The sequence below is a fragment of the Paraburkholderia terrae genome (assembly GCF_002902925.1).
In the GTDB taxonomy this organism is placed as follows: domain Bacteria; phylum Pseudomonadota; class Gammaproteobacteria; order Burkholderiales; family Burkholderiaceae; genus Paraburkholderia; species Paraburkholderia terrae.
Genome location: NZ_CP026113.1, coordinates 1,359,707 through 1,378,525 on the forward strand (window position 1 = coordinate 1,359,707; position 18,819 = coordinate 1,378,525).

An 18,819-nucleotide genomic window follows, 5' to 3' on the forward strand; every position below is an offset into this window, starting at 1 on the left:
TCAATGTTGTGTACTTTCCCTGATGTTTACGGAGAAAGTGCACAAACCTTTAGTTCGCCTGCCGGCATAAGGATGTCGTGTAAATCCTTGCGCAAACGTTTAATTGAATTTGCCTGATGCGTTAATAATCAATGTTCGCTACGCCTATCAATTCGCTAGCTAGACTAAGCGGCGATTGTGGTAACGTTTCTCCTCCGTCCGCAATTTTCAGCCATGTCTGCGTATGTGAAACCTCGCTGGATGCGCGATCTGCTGCGCTTCCTGCCTCTGAAGAGCCAATTCGTTCTGTCCGGCAATATCCGAGATCTTCAGGCGTGCGAGGTGGCGCCGGGTGTCGTTACAGCGCAACCGTTGATGGCCTCGCTTTGTGACTGCCTCCAGGAAGCGGGATACGTTCAAACGGTGGCCTGGGACCCGATTTCAGGATTCACGGTTGCTCAAGGTCGATCTGCCCAGGTCGGTCAGGGAGAGGAAACGCTTCGGCGCATTGGCTTGACTCCGGTTGACGGAGCAGCATCGGGCGGCATCGATATCCTCACGACGACGCTTGAACGCGTGGCGAATCTGGCCGGAGAACCAATCGCGCTCGTCATTGATTTCGCGTCCCGACTCGCTGTGCGAGCGGAAACCCTTAACGCGGCCGAACACAATCTGTTCACGCGCGCGCTGGTTCTTGCGCATACCGCAAAGCCACGGCCAGCGGGCGAGCAGCGGCGCCCTTTCTTCAATACCGTTCTATGGATCGTCGATAAGGAGGGTGACCTCCCGGACTGGTTACTTATCGACAACCCGCGAATCAGACACATTCCCGTTTCCAAACCGGACAGCGCCGCTCGGCGGGCTTTGTCCGGCGCCCTACTTCGTGGCGTGCCCGGCGCGCAGCAAGCAGCTCCCGACGCTCTGGATCAGGCCAGTGACTGGTTCGTTGATGGTTGCGAGGGACTTCTGCTTGCCGACATGAACGCGATTGCGACGCTCGCCCGGGTGGAAAATGTGCCCATCGAGAAGATCGCCGACGCGGTCCGACGCTACAAGGTTGGCGTAACGGAGGATCCCTGGCTTCAGATCGACAGAGAGAAGATCCGGAACGCGGAAGCATTCGTTCGCAACAGAGTGAAGGGTCAAGCGCATGCCGTCACTCACATACTTGATCTGGTCAAGCGTGCGGTGACGGGAGTCGGTTCCCAGCGCAAGGGAAATCGACCGCGTGGGGTTGCTTTCCTCGCGGGACCAACAGGTGTCGGCAAGACTGAACTCGCCAAGACCATCACAAGCCTGCTCTTTGGCGACGAAAGTGCCTACATCCGCTTCGATATGTCTGAGTTCAGCGCAGAGCACGCAGATCAGCGGCTCATCGGCGCGCCGCCCGGATACGTCGGTTACGACGTAGGTGGTGAACTCACGAATGCAATTCGGGAGCGGCCATTCAGCGTTGTGCTCTTCGACGAAATCGAAAAGGCACATCCCCGTATCCTCGATAAATTCCTGCAAATCCTCGACGATGGTGTGCTCACGTCCGGGCGCGGTGATCGCGTCTACTTCTCGGAAGCGTTAATAGTCTTCACGTCGAACCTCGGGATTTACCGGCAGGATGAGACGGGAAGTCGTGTTGCGAACGTCACACCCGGCGACGCCTTTGAGGCTATTCAGGGGAAGGTTCTCGAGGAAATCCAGCGCCACTTCAAGCTCGTGCTGAATCGGCCGGAAATTCTCAATCGAATCGGCGAGAATGTCATCGTATTTGACTTTATCCGCAACGACGTCGCTACCGAAATCTTTGAGCAGATGGTCCGCACGGTGCTCGACGATATTGCCGCGCAAGGGATCGATATCGATGTGGAAGACGAATCGGGGTCAGCGCTCAAACTACGCTGCCTGCAGGATTTGTCCAATGGGGGCCGGGGTATCCGCAACCAGATTGAGGCGCATCTGATTAATCCTTTGGCGCGTGAACTCTTCGATCAAGATGCGAAAGCTGGTGAGCGGTTTATGCTGAACGGGTTGGCGACGGGTAAGCTCCAGTTGCAAAAATTGTAGGCCCCATGAATCTCCGCCTTTCCCGCGTGCATTTTCCGGTCACAAGCCTGGGACCGGGAAAACGTATTGGCATCTGGTTCCAGGGCTGCAGCATTCGGTGCCCTGGCTGTATCTCAGCCGATACCTGGTCCACCGGTCGCGGAGAGACGACGCTCGAACAGCTGATTTTGCAGATTTCGCGGTATCTGCCGGAAGCAGACGGAGTAACAATATCGGGCGGCGAGCCGTTTGAGCAACCAGACGCGCTTCTGGCGTTGCTGGGAGTGCTGCGTACCCTGACACAGGTCGATATTCTCGTGTATAGCGGATACCCCATCGAATCCCTCCCAGAAACGCTTGTGAAATCCGACGGATTGATCGATGCGTTGATCACCGACCCATTTGAACTGCATTCCGCTCATTCGAAGCCGCTCCGAGGGAGCGATAATCAGCGAATGCATCTGCTCACGGAATTGGGCCGTGAGCGATTTACCCAGTTTGAACGGCCATTGACCGCGCGGGACAAGTCATTGGACGTCATGTTTGACGAAGATGGCAGCGTCTGGTTTGCCGGAATCCCCAGTCGCGGCGATTTTCAACGCCTGAGAGACCTATTGAACGACGAGGGCCATATGGTCCAGATCAGCGCCGACAAGGCGCGAAGCCGATAAGACAGGAAATGTCAGCGATGATGCGTTTTTGCCCGAATTGCAAGACTGAACGGTCTGTGCAGGAGTGGTATTGCGAAGGAACCGTTTCCGAAGCACCCTGCCAGTGGGATTTGTCCGCACTGCCGATACGCGAGACTGGCTGGAGACCGGCGGAGGTCATCACCTCAGAAGCGACGCAACGCCTGGCGGGCGACACTGAGCCGCCTGCCTCGGACACATCACTGCTTTGCACGAATGGTCACCCAATGAATGAGGGAGATCTGATGTGCCTGACCTGTGGCGCCGACCCGGCCGGTACGTCCGCACCCAACCGTGAAGTCCGTGACCTGGAGGCAGAACCCCGTCCTCCCGAAGAAACGCAGATCGACGGCTGGCGCCTTCTGCGACAGATTTCAAGTAGCGACAGCACGCGTGAGCGTTACATTGCACAACACCGGGGCGACAACCGGCAAGCGGTACTGACCTTGTATCGGGACGATGCTGAGCCCGACCCGTCTGTCTACGAAGTCGTACGCCGACTTCCTCGGGAGCATGTACCCGAAATTATCACGACAGGCCGCTGGAACGGCCGTGCATATGAGGTAGCCGAGGAGCTAAGCGGCGGAACGCTTGCCGATATTGGCATTGCCCTGCTCGATATGCCAGCCATCCGTCATGTCGTCGATGAACTGGGCCAGGCACTTCACTCATTTTCAGAGGCGGGTCTGCGTCATCGCGATCTCCGGCCGGGTACTCTGCTCGTACGGAGCAGGGATCCGATCGACCTTGTCATTAGCGGTTTCGGATCGGCACGACTTTCCGACTTCGACCTCGACATCGTTTCGCCACTTGAAACAACACGCTACATGGCTCCCGAAGCCATCGCCGGTGGTGTAGCGGCCGCGTCTGACTGGTGGAGTCTCGGGATGATCCTGCTCGAGCAATTGACCCAAGGAGCATGCTTTGAGGGAGTCAACCCACACGCGTTCCTGATTCATGTGCTGGCGAATGGCGTCACCTTGCCGGATGACCTTGATCCGTCTCTGCACCTCCTGCTACGCGGACTGCTTGCCCGCGACCGGCATCAAAGATGGCAATGGCCTCAGGTCAAGGCCTGGCTTGAGGGGAAAGAAGTCGATGCTCCGGCGGCAAACACAGCAGAAGCCGACAGCGAGGAAGGTGCAAGTATCACGCTCGGAACGAAGCGCTACCACCGACCAACGGTGTTTGCGCTGGCTGCCGCCGAATGCGACAACTGGCCCGAAGCGCTCGATCGTCTGCAGCGCGGCGTGCTCGTTACATGGGCAGAAACCGCTGGACTGTCGCCGAAGGTTCTGGCGGGACTGCGGCAGGTCATGCAGTTAGATGGAATCGAAGACGACTCGCGACTCATGATCGCGCTCAAGCTTCTGAATCCCGAGATGCCGCTGATCCTGCGTGGCGACATCGTTACCCCGGGTTGGCTGCTAAAAAATCCGCTCGAAGGGTATGACCTGATCACAGGGCCCATTCCGGCTTTTCTGGAACGTCTTGAGACTGAGACATGGCTTTCACGCCTGAGGCTCCGCGCCGAACAAGTCCGCAATCGAGCGCACGGCCACAGTATCGAGCTCGACGAAGATTCTGTTCGCATCCATCTTCTTTCGACCTCGCGTGCGCGGCTCGCAGCCATCTGGGAGGAGCGTCGGCTTCTCCTGCCGGATTCGGATCATCCGGGATTGCTGTCCCTGTCTGAGCGACGTGTCATTAGCGAGGAGGACCTCATTGTCCTTCTTGGGGCGTCAATCAACCAGTTTCGCTCTGTTGACACGATCCTCGAGCAGGCGACCCAGATCGCAGGCAAAGAAGATATCTTGGCGTTTGATGCTGAGACGGCACGCGCCGACCTGGCGTTGCCGCGACAGGAGCTCTTCCGGAAGGTGGATGACCGCATCGCCGGTTTTGCGAGGACGGGAAACAAGACGGTCGATGACTGGGCCGAACAGTTCCGCCTCGAGCGCCGGCTAGCGCTTCACGAAGCAATCGTGCTGCTGGCCGTACCGGCCGAGCAATGGCTTGAGCCCCAGAAGCAGCAGTATGTCTCGCAAATTCTTGATTTCTTCGAGAAGAAGGTTTCGGCAGCCGTCATGCGTGGCCCTCTCGTTCGGATGACCATCGGCAAGACGACTGGCCGGGTTGACATCTACGAGCTGAACAGCGACCGGCATACCAGTTCCGCTGTACTCGAACATCTGCTTCAGCGAAACGCTCAGACCGTTTCCATCGACCCTGCGATTTTCGGCGCATCCACCACTCTTGAGAATCGCCTCGCCACGTTGTATCGACAAACGTCCCTGTATAAGCGCGACACTGGCATCGACGGCCTCTACCTGGGCTTCCCATTCCTTCTTCACAAAGACACGCGTAGCAACACAAAACCACGCATCGCCCCGGTCCTCCTGTGGCCCGTCAAGCTGCTCATGGAGTTGGGCGCACGAGGTCAGGTAGCGCTCGCCTTCGACGGCGAGCGTGAAGAAGTTCGACTCAACCCGGCACTGGAAGGACTGCTTGGCCGTGAGGCCACCAAGGCCTGGAGAGCAGCCGCCGATGAAGTGCTCGGCCGTTCTGCCTTGAAGGTCGCCGACGTCATGGACGCGTTTGGCATGCTCGCGACAGCTGAGCGCCGCCAGATTACTGGCCTCCCCTCGTCGAGCGTTGCTGTCCGCGCTGGCGAGCCTCAGTTGGCCTGTTCGGCTGTCCTCTTTCATGTCACGTTCATGGGCCAGGCGATCGGGGAGGATCTACGACACCTGAAGTCGCTATCTCCGTCTGGTACCGCGCTGGAAAACATGTTGCGGCTGAAGGAAAAGAGCGCCACAGAGCCGGTGTCAGGAGGAGATGCAGAGATCGACCGATTCCTGACCGTCGCCAGCGATCCGTCGCAGGAATCTGCAGTAATGCAGGCGCGGCAAAATCCCGGCCTACTGGTCGAAGGCCCACCGGGAACCGGCAAGAGCCAGACTATCGTCAACATGGTCGCGGACGCCATCGGACGCGGCAAAAGCCTCCTGATCGTCTGCCAGAAACACGCCGCGCTCGAGGTTGTACATAAGCGCCTGGTGGCCGAAGGCCTCGGAGATCGGATCGTTATGGTCAACGATGTCAACAAGGACCGGGAGCCAACGATCCGAGCAGTACGCGAACAGCTCGAGGCGATTCACAAGGGTTCGGCCTTCGACAATAGCTGGATCCGGCAGCGAGAGCGCATGGCCGCACGCATAGAAGCGCTCGAGGGCGAACTGGATCGCCATCACGAAGCCATCCACGCAGTTGATGAACCTACGGGACTTAGTTATCGCATTCTGCTTGGCGAGCTGATACAGCTTGAATCCGGTGATGCACCGATCGACGCGCCGCAGTTGCGATCGAGGTTATCCACGATGGACATCTCGACGCTGACAACGCTGGAAGAACAGATCGCACCGCTCGCGAGATACTGGTTGCCCGCCCGGTTCGAGGGCAGCGCTCTGGCGCAACTGAAGCCGTTCGCCACAGACCCGGCAACGATCAACGAATTCAAGTCGATCTTCGCCGCCTTCCGCGAGGCCGAACAGCTTCGAATTGATACGCTTGCAGCACATCCCGCACGCTTCGATATCGACGACCCGGCGCCGTATCGTGCATGGCTCGACGCCAATGCACGCCGCCTTGTCGATCTGGACGACGTGCAACGCAAACGACTCGCTCAATGGCTGCCGCTGTTTCGCCCTTCGGACAAACTCGACTCGCAGGGGCATACCCACTACGCAACGCTTAAGCGATTGCACGGTGAGCTCGTCCGGACAGACAGCGCTGCTTTTGATACAGCGCTCTCTCCTGCTCTTGCGCGCCTGCCCGCCTCGGAACTCGCATACATCGAAGCCCGTGCCGCCTTGGCAACGCGTCCGCCGACCTTTTTCAGCCGACTCAACCCCGCGTCCTATGTCAGACGCCGAGGGCTCTTGAAGTTTGCGGCGGCGCACGGCGCCCCAGCGTCGAGCGAGACGTTGGATCGTCTGCTCGGAGCTGCCAGACTTGAGCGGGCATGGCGACCGCTGCGAGACGGTCTGAACGCGACCAGCCAATCATTGCATCTCGAGGTAGTTGCTCCTGAGTGTGGCCCAACCCTATCCGATGAATGTCTGACCCGGCTGCGACAGCTTGAGGAAATCCGCGAGCTCGCCCAGCACCTTGCGATCGCCCCGCGCGGCGACGAGTTCGATTCAGCTGTCATGACAGGCGACCGTGCACCTGTCGAACAACTCCTGGATGGCTTTGAGACGGCGTTTGTACGTCACAATGCACGCCAGCACAGCATACAGTCGCTCTCGCTGCTGGCGGACTGGTTTTCCGCCGAACTGTTCGAAGCCTGCAAGAACGCGATTACGCAGAACATCAGCTACCAGGCTCCGCTTAACCGCATCCATGACAGTCTGCCTACGTTGGGTGCGTACCAGCAATTTCGAACCCGTGCGCGACATCTGGGCGAACCCGGCCTCGAGATTTTTGCGGTAATGCGCACGCACGAGGCGTCTCTGGCGCAAGTGCGCCCCGAAGATCTGGACTGGGAGGTTCGCCGACTGATCAACCGCGAAGCCCGTCTGGGCTGGAAGCGCAGGATGGAACAGGAAAATCCGGAGCTTCTCCTCGACCAGAGCGAAACAGCAGCGAAGGTTGAGGCCCTTGCAACGGCTGACGAGCAGATGCGCCGCCTGAACCGGGATGTGCTTCGCGAAGGCATTGACCGGAGCAAACTGCGGTCAGCCCGGGACTGGGAGGATGTCACCCGCCTGACAGGCCGCCGCTCGCGCCGATTGCGCGAGTTCATTGAGCTCGGGGCCGGCCTCGGACTAATGACCCTTCGGCCCGTCTGGCTCATGAACCCGGACGTCGCAAGTCGCGTATTGCCGTTGAAGTCAAACCTGTTCGACACAGTCGTCTACGACGAGGCGTCCCAGATGCCAGTCGAATTCGCGTTGCCCACCCTCTTTCGCGGCGGTGTCTCAGTTGTCAGCGGCGACGAGAAGCAGATGCCCCCAACGACCTTCTTCTCTAGCCGGACAGAAAGCGACGAGGCTGAACTCTACGACGGAGAGCAACCTGACGAGGATGCCACGGAAGAGGAACGGGAGATTTTCGAGGACACCTGGAATCGGCGTGAAATCAAGGATTGCCCCGATCTGCTGCAACTGGCTCGAACGGCCCTACCGACGTCTACGCTCCAGATTCACTATCGCTCAGCGTATCGAGAACTGATTGGGTACTCGAACGCTGCGTTTTACGAGAATAACCTGAGCGTCCCAGTCCGGCATCCGGATGAGACCGTTCGACAGGTGAAGCCAGTCGAACTCATTCAGGTGAACGGCCTGTACGAGCAACAAACCAATGAGGCTGAAGCAGGCCGCGTTGTCGCGTACCTCTCCGAACTCTGGCGTCAGCCGTTCGCCGAACGGCCTTCCGTTGGTGTTGTCACCTTCAATCGCAAACAGGCGGATCTGATCGAGGAGAAGCTGGAGTTGCGCGCGGAAGACGACGAGGAATTCCGCAATGCCTATCGTGAGGAAAGCGACCGCGTCGAAAGCGGTGAAGACATGGCAGTCTTCGTCAAGAACGTCGAGAATGTTCAGGGCGATGAACGTGATGTCATCGTCTTTTCGACCACCTTCGGACGAAATGGCCAAGGCACCTTCCGGCGCAATTTTGGAGTGTTGGGACAGAAAGGTGGCGAGCGACGTCTGAACGTCGCGGTTACCCGTGCTCGACAAAAGGTAGTGCTCGTCACTTCAATGCCAATACGCGATATCTCGGACATGCTCAACACGCATCGCAAGCCGGCGATTCCCCGGGACTACCTCCAGGGTTATATGGAGTACGCGCGTGCGATGTCGAACGGCGAGCTTCCGAGTGGACGGGCGCTACTGGCCCGGATGACCAGCGAGCGCGCACAAAATCGATTCGAGGACCATGCAGTCGCCGATGGTTTCGCGGACGATGTTCTAGGCTTCATTCGTTCGTGCGGCTTCGATCCGGTGCCGGCGCGGGAGGGTGATGCTTTTGGGTTGGACTTCGCCATTGCCGACCCGGAGACCGGGTTGTACGCGATCGGTATCGAATGCGATGCTCCTCGTCACCCGCTCTTGCAACGCGCACGTGCACGGGAAATCTGGCGTCCGTCTGTATTGCGACGCGCGATTCCGCGTCTGCACCGCGTCTCTTCTCAAGCCTGGTACCACAACAACGAAGAAGAGCGCGCACGCCTCAGGTCTGCCATTGAAGCAGCGCTGCAAACGGAGGTGATGGCATGAGTGGTCCGAAAGTTGTTCGCATCGTGACACGCGAAGAGATCCTCGCCATTTGCGAAGGGCATCTCCGCCGACTGGAACAGGCGATCAATCAGTGGATCGCCGAAGGAAAAAGGAATGATGAGCTGTCTGATCAGGAAATAGCTGCGACCCGTGAACGGCAACGCCAGCTTGTTGAACTGCTTAAAGCGGATGCATTCATGGATTTGCAGAAAAAGGTCCCCGATGAGATCGCGTTTTTAAGGGCTGACGCGCTTCGCCGCGAACAGCATGCCATTGAGAAGGCCGCGTCGGCACGTAAGCGTGCACGTCAGGGACGCGAAAATGCGACGACGCTCCTGAGCGCCTTGACGGCACGCGGGAAGCAACTTCCAGCCGACCTCGAGATGCAACTCGTATCTGTCGCAAAAGGCGAAGTTTCTGACCGGATTGAGTCAATTCTTGCTCAAGGGTTCGCACTCCTTGCGCCGACCGACAGGCCCGGCTTGACCGACGCGCAACGTGAACTCGCAGCCAAGCTGTCGAGTTCCGTTGAAACGCAAACCTTCGATGCTTGGAAAGCCGCTCAAAAGTCGACCTCTCCCGCCGACGGCATGCTCGAGCGAGTTGACGCCAAGATTGCCGAAGCCCAAACGCTTGTTGGTCAGGCACAAACGGCCATGTATCTTTCGCGCTTGCACGCTGCAGAGGTCGAATCTAGCGACGTGCGTCGCAAGCTTCTTCTCGATAGTTTGATCATCGATCTGGCGGGAAGCATCGAGTCGGAGCGGACAAGACGGGCAGCATTGCATCGCCTGACCGAGCTGGCGGCACAAATGCCGCGCATCGTTTCCGAAGACGCGAAAGCTCTTCAACAACGAGTTGCAGCATGCAACGAAGCAACCGACGTCGAGACAATTGAGGCACTCGTGGGAGATTGTCAATCTTTCCTCGACCAGGATATGCAAAAGAAGGCCGCCCAGTCGAGACGGGAAGTCATCCTTCACGGGCTCGCACGCCTCGGCTACGAGGTGCACGAGGGTATGGCCACCGCATGGGCCACGGATGGGCGCGTCGTTCTTCGTAAGCCGTCGTTACCGGGATATGGAGTCGAGGTAGGCGGTCAGGCCGAATCAAGCCGGCTGCAGGTTCGCGCCGTTGCGCTTACGAATGACCGTGATAGCAGTCGCGACAAGGACGTTGAGACGCTCTGGTGCGGAGAGTTTTCGAAGCTCCAGCAGCTGGTTGCCGAGCAAGGCAACAACCTTCTCATTGAACGCGCCATGGCAATCGGTCAGGTCCCACTCAAAGTTGTCGGTGATACCGAGCAGACGCCGATGGATAACGCGAAGAAACACACTTTGAACTAGGCAAGATTCATTGACGGTCTTTTTTGATGTCGGCTGTGAGAAAGTCCGTCCGCGTTTCTGGCTTGCTTAGTTTGCGCGGACTTCCATCTGCATCGGCCCGCAAACAAATACAATAGAGATTATCGACATCTCCATGAAACTGTCGAAATTCAACAAAAAACAGAAGACCAGAATTGAAGGGAAAACGAATGAGAAACGGGGTGCTCTGGTTTGGTTGCATCGGGATTGCGATGCTTGTGTTATCGGGCTGTGACAAGGATTCAGGTGCTCATGCCTCGTCGGCACCCGCTATTGCCTCGTCTCCTGCTGCGCCGCCAACGGTGTCGGTGCCGCAACCTGTCGCGCCGCCGCCCCACCATAACTACGCAATGGTCGACAGTGGTACGTATGGATATGAACCGGCCTTGAGCGAGGAGGACGTCCGCAAAGGGACTGCTACGAAGCCGCTGATCATGATGCGTTACGTGGGCAGTAAGAACGGCATGTACGTCGTGATCATCCTCGGACAGGATGCGAGCAATACCAGTGTCGTGACGCGCGTGAGCTGTCAGTCACCGTGCGATTTTGCAAAGTCTGAGCTTATCTCTGGAGATTCTGTCATCAGCACTCAAACATTGCGCCTGACGCCAGAATCGATCATAGGAGCAATGCTTGCAGATGCAGCGTCAGGCCAACTGGTCCCGTATGGTCAAGTCTCCAGCGGGCAGGCTGCGCAGCTTGCACCGACACCCGTCCCAACAGCCTCAAGCGTGGAGACCGTGGCAACCGTTGACGGGACACCGAGTTCGGCTCCCTCAACGTCCGTGGGCCAGCAGCCTCAAGCTGGCGAAGCGTCGCTGCAGCAAACCAGCTTCGACTGTAACCAGGCCGGATCCATCCCCCAGTATCTGATCTGTCACGATCCCGAACTGGCTGCGTCCGATCGCTCACTGGCCGATCTTGTACAAAAAGCGCGTGCTGCGGCTCAGGACCAAGCTGCGTTCGCTGACCGGATGCGCAAACAGTGGAATTTTCGTGAAAAAAACTGCAAGGACAAGGCTTGCCTCACATCTTGGTATTCCTACGAGAGCGATATTATGACCAAGATCGCCCAGACTGGCGACCCGAGTGTCAAGTAGCGGATGGTTGATCGATCTGAATACATATTCCAGGGGCGTTGTAGATCCTTTGAGGCCGGACTACGGTCGCATCTCATCCGCCTCCCTCAACACGGCGAACAACGTTACATTGAAATACCGTATATCTGGATGTTTCTATCGTGATCATCAAACCCAAGCCACGCGCATTTATCGGCTCGTCAAAAGAAGGCCGCAAGCACGCTGTCGCCCTGCAGGCATTGTTGTCTGAGACGATGGAGGTGACCGTATGGCACCAAGGCGTTTTTGATCCATCAACTTACACGATGGACGCGCTGATTGAGGAAGCTCACCGGTCGGCATTTGCAATACTCATCTTCTCCCCTGACGACGAAGTAGTGATTCGCGGGCAAGAAGCAATTGCGGCGCGCGACAATGTCGTTTTTGAAATGGGCTTATTTGTTGGAATTCTCGGTCGAAAGCGCGTGTTTGCAGTGGTACCCGCTGACGTCGGACCCTTTAGAGTCCCAACGGATCTCCTTGGCTTGTCGTTGGCAACTTACGGAAAACGGGCGGACGGCAATCTAAAAGCTGCGCTGGGACCGGCTTCTGATGACATTCTCAACGCCGCTTCAAAGATACTCGCCAATGATCCCGAGCCGGGATGTGCGTATATGCATACAGAAGAGAGCTGCCACGTCATTCCGATCGACCGAAACCGATTCTCCGTGGTGTTTCAGCCTCCCATGAGATGCACTCCGGCGCTTAACTTCAGGGATGCAAACGGCAAGAGCTTGACACCCCACTTAATCGACTGCTGGACGCGTTACGGTTTTACCGTGACACTCGATCTCCCTGCCGACGCAAAGAAACTAACGTTCATCGCCGACGCCAGACCCTCCGAACTGTAAAACCAGGTCGAGGACCGGCGTATGCGTGCCACCAGCGACGTCTTTACTGGAGATGGTGATCTTCAGACTGTGGTGCGGAGCTGAGCGGCAACGACCCACGGCGCGAGTTCATCGAGACTGTTAATCGCACGGTCGGCGATGTGTGCGTGTTGAGCAAGACATGGATGCTTTCAACGCCACGAACGGTCCGTCACCAGAATCCAACGGAAAGCGTTAGAAATCGTTCTGGCGTCCTGGTCACGCAGCGGCGTCCAGGAGACGCGGCTGCTGGTTGCTGCTGAGAGACCGCTTAAGCAACGAAAGCGCCTTCTTTTGCTGGGCGTTCAGGTGCAGCTTGGCGTCCAATGTTTTGCCGACTACATCGAGAATCAACTTGCTCAGATGTGTCTCGATTTTTTCGCTGTAACGCTCGACCGAGTCCGTCAAATGTACGAAATCAATCTTGCGCTCCCTGTGTATTGCAAGGCCGTTGTTGTATATCGCCCGCCCTCGTACTTCCGCTCGCAAGAAGGCTTTCGGCGGATTGTTCTCATCGTTTTCTGGTGTTATCTCGAACAGCATTCCATATCTCACTCGCATCCAGTTTTCAGCATGCCCGAGTGAATGTCGCGCGAAGACAAAGACGGTCCCTCCGTTCTTATACTCATTCCAGAGACGGCCATCATCGTCCAGCAGCACCTCGACGTTCTTCACAGGTTTCAGTCGATTCCAGAGTTCGAAATCGATACTGGCAACCTTCGAACGCCGATCGTATCCCTCACCTTCGGTCGAGAGGCCCGCGCTTCTCCATGCGGTCTTAAAGTGCCCATGAAACACCCCCGATACGAGCTGGACGTTCTTCAGCAAGGCTGCGAACTCGACTGGACCATTAAGATTATTCGCGCCAGGCTTATTGCAAAGAAGCCGTTTTAGATACCGCGTCAAGGCTCTGCCATCAATATCTTGCATCGCGTTTCCTTCCTCCTCAAGGTATTCGATCAGCATCGCCACAAGTTCCGATCTGGCGGAGAACTTCCGGAGATGCCGGGTCAGGGCATCCCAACGACGGGCTTCTATTCCCTCGGATCGATATAGTTCGCGTGACAATAATAGGACGTGATGCCCGGCTCCCTTCCTGCGCTTCCACGCCGCATAGTCGGCCAGTTGTGCAGGCTTCACCTCTGTCTCGGGCATCGGCTTATCGAAATACTTGATTTCCACGAGCACAAACGGTTCGTCTTCGTCCTCCCGGAAAACCGCGAGGTCGGCACGTCGCCAGCCTCGCAGTCCTCGGAAACGATACTCGGCCTGAAATCGAACGTTCCGCAGCTCGTCCCGATGGATCGCGAAAACGTCCTTCAAAAAGGACGTAAGCGCCTCGGGTTGGCGGCTACCTACCTCCTGCAGGATCAATCCAAGATGGCGTCCATAGAGATCACCCGCGAACCAATGCTGTATCGCACCAAAGAAGCTGCTCATTTAGCTACGAGATCACAGTTTTGTATGACTGTTGATAACGGCACTGTCGCTGGCATCTTTAGACTTTTGCAAGACACCGGCCGGGCGACATTCACGAATTCAATAACGACAGACACGCAGGCTCAGCTGTTCTCGACCATCTGATTCAGCGAAACGCGCAGACGCTCGCGATTGATCCAGCGGTTTTTGACCCGACGACCCCGTTGGAAAACCGCCTCGCCACGTTGCTAACACACGTCCTTGCGCAAGCGCGAACTGGCATCGACGCCCCTATCTGTGCTTCCCCTTCCTTATTCGCAAGGACACGCGTAGCAACACAAAACCACGCATCGCCCCGGTCCTTCTGTGGCCCGACAAAGCTACTGATGGAGCTGGGCGCTCACCGTCAGGTCGCTCTCACCTTCGAACGGCGAACGTGAAGAAGTCCGACTCAACCCGGCACTGGAACGACTCCTTGGCCATGAGGCCATCAAGGCCAAATGCGCAGCCGCCGATGAAGAACCCGGCCGTTCTGCACTGAAGATCACCGACGTCATGGACACGTCCGGCTCGCGACAGCCAAGTTCCGGCAGATTACTGGCTTTTCCTCGTCGAGCGTTGCTGTCCATGCTTGCGAGCCTGAGCTGGCCTGCTCGGTCGCGTTCATGGGCCAGGCGATCGGGAAGGATATTGATCGCCTTCGGATGTCATCTAAAGGTCGACGAGCCGATACCGCCAAACGGCCGTAGTCATCTCGCAGGCCAGAGTGCGTCCCTAACTGTCCAGAGCATCCCTCGCCTATCTGCCCAGTACGTCGTCGTGATCGCCCGTGCCAACAGCGTAGGACGTGACTTCAAAAGCAAGACAGCGATCTGTGTCGTCGCTCTCATGTCAGCTCAGCATATCGTGGTTCATCGTGAATCGCACCGGCACATACCCCTGTGCGCCTGCATGCAGCGGCTTGGGTTGCGGGCACGACAAAAAAGACGCTTGACGTTTTAGTGAAGGAGGATTATCTTTACGTTCAGTGCAGTCTTATCAGCTAAACGGCGTATCGTACTGGATAGATGATGGGTTTTATCTTGTTGTTGAGTTCGCGTTGGCTCTGGTCTTTGGGAGACCAGGGTGAAGCTGCTTGCACTTTTATTCGCTCTATTGACTTAGCTGTCCAAGGGTGAACCAGGCGAAGGCCGTTCGGAAATTCTAACGTCTCATTTGTGACAGGACATTTGAAAATGACTCTCTTCACGCATCGTGCTCCAGAGGTAAAACTTGATAAGGAGCGCACCGCGCTCGTTCTGGTCGATATCCAAAACGATTTCCTTACCGAGGGCGGCAAGTATTACGTTCTGATCGAAGAGCTGATGAAGCGAAACAATGTAAACGCAAACTTGGAGACCCTGCTACAGGCGTCAAAGGATAATAATTACCCGGTATTCATGTCGCCTCACTACTTCTTTCCACATGACCACAAGGGTAAAACAGCGCTAGGTCACATGGAAGACCTTGCCTTGCATGGTGGTGTCGTGTCGCGCGAGAGCCCGCTCCATTTTCATGACGTTCCAGGCTCGGGCGCAGATGTTCCCGATCGCTTCAGGAAGTACATGGAGGATAGCGAAACGACCGTCACGTCCCGCCACGTCTCCTACGCTCCCACAAGCGATCTAGCGTTGCTGCTGCGACGCCGGAAAATCGAGAAAGTCATCATGGCCGGGCCGGTTGCGAACCTGTGTTTAGAGGATCACATGCGCAATCTTATCCAGCATGGCTTCGAGGTCATCATGGTGCGCGACGCGGTTGCAGCCGCGTCGAACGAAGAAGGCGCTGGGTATGATGCGGCGATGATTAACTGGCGGTTCATGGCAAACGCTGTATGGACCACCGAGGAGACGGTTCGCCGGATGGCGGAAGCCGCGAAGGAATAAGGCTAGATCTTTCTGCACAAGGCCGGTGCGAACGCGAAGACCTGACATACATCCGATCCCGCCAGGATCGATTTCAGCGAAATGACGAAGACCGAAAGACGGTGCGGTAATGGACCACACCGAAGGACCAGTCACGTACATCGGTATCAGTAACTAGGGAAGCACGAGCAGCTTCCGTTTTCATCACAGGAGTTTTTCATGAGCAAGGGCACTATCCTCGTCGTCGGTTCTAACGCCACCCAACTTGAAGCGCAAGGCGGTGGCACGATCACGATCGGCCAGTTTTTAAATGAAACCGCCGTGCCGTTGATGGCGGTTGTTGCCGCAGGTTATGACTTCGTCCTCGCCACCCCGACCGGTGAAAAGCCGCATATGGACAGGGACTCCGATGCGCTGATCTATTTTGCGAATGATGACGCGGCTCGCACCCGCGCCAGGGATTTCTTCAACAATGATCCTGCCATGAATCGCGTACGGACCGTGCGTTCCGTGATCGATGAAGGGCTCGACCGCTTCGCCGGCGTCTTTTTCCCGGGTGGTCACGCGCCCGTGGTTGACGTGATGCAGGACCCGGACGTGCGAGAGGTACTTCGTCATTTTCACACCAAGAACAAGCCCACGGCTGCTATCTGTCACGGCCCGATCTCAGTCCTGGCTGAACTGGGCAACGCTCGCGAATTTCGCGCGGCGCTGATTAACGGGGACAAAGCCAAGGCTCGTGAACTCGCCACGGGTTGGCAGTATGCAGGCTATCGCATGACCGTTTTCTCGCGAAGTGAGGAGGAGTATGCCGAAGACAACGTTTTCCACGCCAAGCTTCTCTTCAATATGCCGGACGCGCTGGAGGCAGCCGGAGCTGAAGTGGTCACGACCGACCAGAATTTCACGTCGCATGTGATCGTGGACCGTGAACTGGTGACCGCCCAGAACCCGATGTCGGATCACGAACTGGCCAGTAAGTTCATCGCTGCGCTCGACCGCGCAGTCTGAGCAAGGTCAGCACCCCAGTCGCAGTCGTCTGGCCATGTCCCTTCTCACGGGGCGCTCTGCTACCCGCAGCTGCTAAGTCATCAGGTGCTCGGGTAGCAGACAGGTAACCGGCGTCTGCAAATACCAAAGTTTCAGCAAACCAACCGCCACTGCGGTGGCGCCTTCACGGAGTAAATCATGACCAATTCTGCAAACGTTCAAGAGAAAAACAAAGAGGTCGTTTTGGCGTTTTATAAAGAAGCGCATTTCGACGGCGATGTCGATGGTGCAATCGCCCGTTATGTTGGCAACACCTATATCCAGCACACCGCTGCAGCTGAAGATGGTGTAGAGGGTTTGCGCAACTACATCAATTTCTTCTTGAAAACGTTCCCCAACGCAAAAGGCGATATCAGGCGGGTTATTGCCGACGGTGACATCGTTGCTGTACATGCCCATTGGACCAACCTGGTCAGCAAGAACGGAGACGTCGGTGTCGACTTCTTTCGTGTGCAGGACGGCAAGCTCGTAGAGCACTGGGACGTGATGCAAGCGATTCCCGATGCTTCGAAGAACGAAAACACAGTGTACTGATGCCACGTGGCGTCAACGCCGGCACATTGTGCGCAAACATGTAGATGGGAGAGGCAGGCCTCGACAAGAAAGCTCCTCTCCGCATCTATCTTGACGTCTTTTTTAACGCCCTGCGCTACCCCTCGTCTAGCACCAGATTGCTGATAAATGGAACCTATCTTGATCAAGCGTGAAACGACTGGGGCGGTCCTCCCACCGGAACCTGTGCCAGCGGCAATTTGCAATCCTACGTCCGGCACAGATAACATGGCTAACGAATCGATGCAGCACTTAGATGAGGTTGGGTCTGCAAGGCGCGGCGAGAAGTTCTACGGCTGGCGCGTCGTCGCAGGAGCCTTTACCGTTGCGGTATTCGGCTGGGGGACAGGTTTCTATGGGCCGCCCGTCTATCTTGAGTTTGTGCATCAATCGCATGGTTGGCCGATCGCACTCATTTCGGGGGCGATGACTTTACATTTTCTGGTCGGCCTCATCGTCATTCCGAACCTACCGGCCATCTATCGCCGATTTGGGCTGCGGACCGTCACTTTTGTCGGCAGTGTTGTTATGGCAATGGGTGTTCTGGGCTGGGCGCTCGCGAATGCGCCTTGGCAGCTCTATGCTGCCGCGCTACTGTCAGGCACCGGATGGTCGACCCTCGGCGCTGTCGCAATCAACGCGATCGTTGCGCCGTGGTTCGTTACGAAGCGCCACATGGCACTAGGCGTGGCGTTCAACGGCGGAAGCGTTGGAGGAGTGATTTTCTCGCCCTTCTGGGTCGCATTGATCGACAAAATCGGCTTTCCCGCTGCGGCCTTGGTCATAGGGGTAGTCATGATCGTGACTCTTGGTGTGCTGGCAGCAACTGTGCTCGGACGAACACCTGAAAGCCTCGGTCAGGCACCTGATGGCAAGTCGTTCGATCGCCCAGTCTCACCCGTTGGTACAAGCTCAAAAACTTTCTCGCAGGCAGATCAGGCAGACCTGTTTAAGGACCGCGCCTTCCTAACCTTATGCTCCGGCATGACCCTCGCATTATTCGCCCAGACTGGGATCGTCGCCCATCTCGTCTCGGTGCTTAGCCCCACGCTCGGTACGCAAGGCGCAGGATTGGCTGCCGGCGCATCCGGCGTTGCCGCTGTGATCGGCCGACTGATCGTTGGTTGGCGAGCTTCCGGCACCTCGAACTGGCGTGTCATTGCCTCACTCAGCTTGCTAGCTCAGGCCGTGGGGTGCGGAATTTTGATCCTCGCGGCAGGGACCAGTTCCGCGCTTCTTATCCTCGGCGTAGTGCTCTTTGGACTCGGAGTCGGCAATGCCATTTCCGTCCCACCGGTTATAGCCAACCTCGAGTTGTCGAGCGGGAATGCTCCTCGTGCCGTGGCATTAATTGTCGCTATTTCGCAGGGCGCATACGCAATCGCTCCAGCAGTGTTTGGCCTACTGCGACAAATATGGTCGAACGACGTCGTGTTCCTGACTGCCGTGTTGATCCAGTTGTTGGCGATTGCTGCGTATCTTGGGGGAATCCGAGTTGGGGCGCAAAACAGGGATCGAGGAACCTTGGGGCGGCCCTGAGCATTTTTGAAAATC

The 18,819-nt window shown here is 57.1% G+C and carries 11 protein-coding genes; 10 read left to right on the top strand and 1 reads right to left on the bottom strand.

Annotation, left to right across the window (positions count from 1 at the left end; all coding sequences use genetic code 11):
• The first annotated feature begins 213 nt into the window (after positions 1-213).
• From C2L65_RS35860 to C2L65_RS35885, 6 genes are all read left to right on the top strand, one after another.
• On the top strand, positions 214-2,037 hold the full coding sequence (locus C2L65_RS35860; protein WP_042304781.1) for an AAA family ATPase: 1,824 nt from the start codon (positions 214-216) through the stop codon (positions 2,035-2,037).
• Between the two features lie 5 nt (positions 2,038-2,042).
• The gene (locus C2L65_RS35865; RefSeq protein ID WP_042304782.1) at positions 2,043-2,687 is read left to right on the top strand and encodes a 4Fe-4S single cluster domain-containing protein; all 645 of its coding nucleotides are present in this window, start codon (positions 2,043-2,045) and stop codon (positions 2,685-2,687) included.
• Positions 2,688-2,704: 17 nt separating this feature from the next.
• On the top strand, positions 2,705-8,989 hold the full coding sequence (locus C2L65_RS35870) for an AAA domain-containing protein (RefSeq protein WP_042304916.1): 6,285 nt from the start codon (positions 2,705-2,707) through the stop codon (positions 8,987-8,989).
• Positions 8,986-10,335, top strand: coding sequence for a hypothetical protein (locus tag C2L65_RS35875; protein ID WP_042304783.1), 1,350 nt, complete (start codon positions 8,986-8,988; stop codon positions 10,333-10,335). The genes C2L65_RS35870 and C2L65_RS35875 overlap by 4 nt, the downstream gene beginning before the upstream one ends.
• A 368-nt stretch (positions 10,336-10,703) precedes the next feature.
• The gene (locus C2L65_RS35880; protein WP_042304784.1) at positions 10,704-11,453 is read left to right on the top strand and encodes a lysozyme inhibitor LprI family protein; all 750 of its coding nucleotides are present in this window, start codon (positions 10,704-10,706) and stop codon (positions 11,451-11,453) included.
• 140 nt (positions 11,454-11,593) lie between these two features.
• Positions 11,594-12,322: a TIR domain-containing protein gene (locus C2L65_RS35885; RefSeq protein ID WP_052426777.1), complete on the top strand. Its 729-nt coding sequence runs from the start codon at positions 11,594-11,596 to the stop codon at positions 12,320-12,322.
• A 237-nt stretch (positions 12,323-12,559) separates the two neighbouring features.
• Here the strand turns inward: C2L65_RS35885 and C2L65_RS35890 are convergent, their stop codons facing one another.
• Positions 12,560-13,780 carry a hypothetical protein gene (locus C2L65_RS35890; protein ID WP_042304785.1) on the bottom strand — a complete coding sequence of 407 codons (1,221 nt, stop codon included), beginning with the start codon at positions 13,778-13,780 and terminating at the stop codon, positions 12,560-12,562.
• A 1,214-nt stretch (positions 13,781-14,994) separates the two neighbouring features.
• Here C2L65_RS35890 and C2L65_RS35895 point away from each other — a divergent pair.
• From C2L65_RS35895 to C2L65_RS35910, 4 genes are all read left to right on the top strand, one after another.
• Complete coding sequence (locus C2L65_RS35895; RefSeq protein WP_042304786.1) at positions 14,995-15,684, top strand: cysteine hydrolase family protein; 690 nt, start codon at positions 14,995-14,997, stop codon at positions 15,682-15,684.
• 198 nt (positions 15,685-15,882) lie between these two features.
• Complete coding sequence (locus C2L65_RS35900; RefSeq protein ID WP_042304787.1) at positions 15,883-16,674, top strand: type 1 glutamine amidotransferase domain-containing protein; 792 nt, start codon at positions 15,883-15,885, stop codon at positions 16,672-16,674.
• A gap of 177 nt (positions 16,675-16,851) precedes the next feature.
• A complete protein-coding gene (locus C2L65_RS35905; RefSeq protein WP_042304788.1) occupies positions 16,852-17,247 on the top strand; it encodes a nuclear transport factor 2 family protein in 396 nt (131 codons plus the stop codon).
• Between the two features lie 246 nt (positions 17,248-17,493).
• Positions 17,494-18,804 carry an MFS transporter gene (locus C2L65_RS35910; RefSeq protein ID WP_208647220.1) on the top strand — a complete coding sequence of 437 codons (1,311 nt, stop codon included), beginning with the start codon at positions 17,494-17,496 and terminating at the stop codon, positions 18,802-18,804.
• Positions 18,805-18,819: the final 15 nt, after the last annotated feature.